This window comes from Micromonospora sp. MH33 (assembly GCF_003013775.1).
GTDB classification, from domain to species: domain Bacteria; phylum Actinomycetota; class Actinomycetes; order Mycobacteriales; family Micromonosporaceae; genus Micromonospora; species Micromonospora fulviviridis.
Window position 1 is genome coordinate 1 of record NZ_MUYZ01000610.1, and the last position, 1,625, is coordinate 1,625.

Annotated in this window: 1 protein-coding gene and 1 pseudogene; both read right to left on the reverse strand. The window is 72.9% G+C overall.

The features are described 5' to 3' along the window. Positions 1-732: MarR family winged helix-turn-helix transcriptional regulator (locus B0E53_RS36320; RefSeq protein ID WP_146167969.1), on the reverse strand; the 732-nt coding region annotated here is incomplete at its 3' end. Positions 733-1,352: 620 nt separating this feature from the next. Next, positions 1,353-1,625: pseudogene (locus tag B0E53_RS38305) on the reverse strand (hypothetical protein); the annotation flags it as partial.

Consider the following 1,625-nt stretch of genomic DNA (forward strand, 5'->3'; position numbering starts at 1 on the left):
GCCCTGGCTGGCTTTCTTCGCGCCGCTGCCAGCGTTCGCGGCATCGATGAGCTTGCACAGCTCACTGGTCTTGTACTGCCGGTCGGGGTGGGCTTCGAGGATGTCCAGTACCGCACCCCGCAGGGAGCCCTTCACCCGACGGCCGTTCCCCGTCGCGGCTGCCTGCCCCTGCGGGTCGCGGTTCGGCTCGCCCTCGGCGTCGCCCTCGCCCTCGGCGTCGGCGGGCACGGTGTCGGACTGCTGGCGGTCGTGGCCCGCCTCTCCCGAGGACGGCTGCTCGTCGCCGCCGGTGGAAGACGTGACCGTGTCCAGCGGAGCAGGTGCGCCACCGGTGGAAGCCAGGGCCGGGGACGCACCGTCCGTGTCCCGGGCTGCCGGTGCAGGAGCTTCGGGGTCCCGTTCGGGCGCGCCAGCGGTGCCGAGGGGATCGGTCGGGGTGGCGGCGTCCGAGGTCCCGTCGGGTGGTGTGTCAGCCGCCTCCTGGGTGGAGGGCGGCGTGGCGGTGGTGGTGCGGCCGGTGTCGGTCAACCGCCACATGGTGCGGTTGTCCTCGCTGCGGAACCGCTCGGCCTGCCCGGTCTTCTCCCAGGCGCGCAGCTTCGCCGTCGCCGTGGAGTAGCCGAGCCCGGCGTGCTCGGCCACGGCCATGGCAGTGGCCTCACCGAGCTCGCTGAGCGCGGCGAGGACCGTGAACATCGTGTGCGCCGGCACCGGCTGTGGTGCATCCGTCATGGGCACGTCCTTCCTGGTGTGGAGGTCAGCAGTGATCCACGCTTCAACCGCGTCGCTGATCAAGTGCGACGACCGGATCTCGGGACATCCCCTGAGATCCGCGCCGCGGTCGGCCGCCAGCCGCGGCGCGCGTGGGAAGAAATGAGTGATCGGCCGGCGGGCGCCGGCTGGGTGGGGCTAGAACGAGGACTTGACATCGGCGGGAGATGCCAGCCAGGGCCGGCTCGCTGCGCTCGCCCGAGGCGACGTGCGCCCCGGGGAGGCGGTGGGCCGGGCGGGCCATGGCGTGCTCCGCGCGGGGCAGCACGTCTTCGACGCGGACACCGTGGGGAGGACTTCTTGCCGATGGAGAGGGCTGGAAGAGGAATACGGCGGCCTGTGCAGGCCAGGCGGGAGCGAGCGCCCCACACCCGGGGCGCCCGGCCTGTAGAGCACTGACCGCCGCTGTGTGAGGCGGTGCGGCCGCTGGCCGTTGAGGCAGGTGCGGTGCGTCGACGGCAGCAGAGGAAAGCCGACCCCGCAGGTTGACACGGCATGGACCGATCGCTGGGGAATCCAGCTGGGCTGGGCCCGCAGCGGGTTGCCGGTGCGCTCGACGCCCGGGGCGCGGGCGGTGGGGTCTAGAGGGTGACCGCGAGTAGCCGCTGATCGGGGTCGAGGGTGTCGAGGTGAGCCAGGGCCTGCTCGAGGTAGGTGATGCGGTGGGCGAGGGCATCGCTGACCGGAGCGAGCTTGCGGCCGTCAGCGGTGAGCATCGCGTCGCCGGCGACGGCGCTGGCGGCGCGATAGTGCTGGTAGGCGATCTGCCCCGCCTGATACATCTCCAGCTCTCCGACGGCGGGCTGGCCAGGGCCGGGAGCGGCGGCGGCGTGCAGGCGCATGGCGTGGACGCG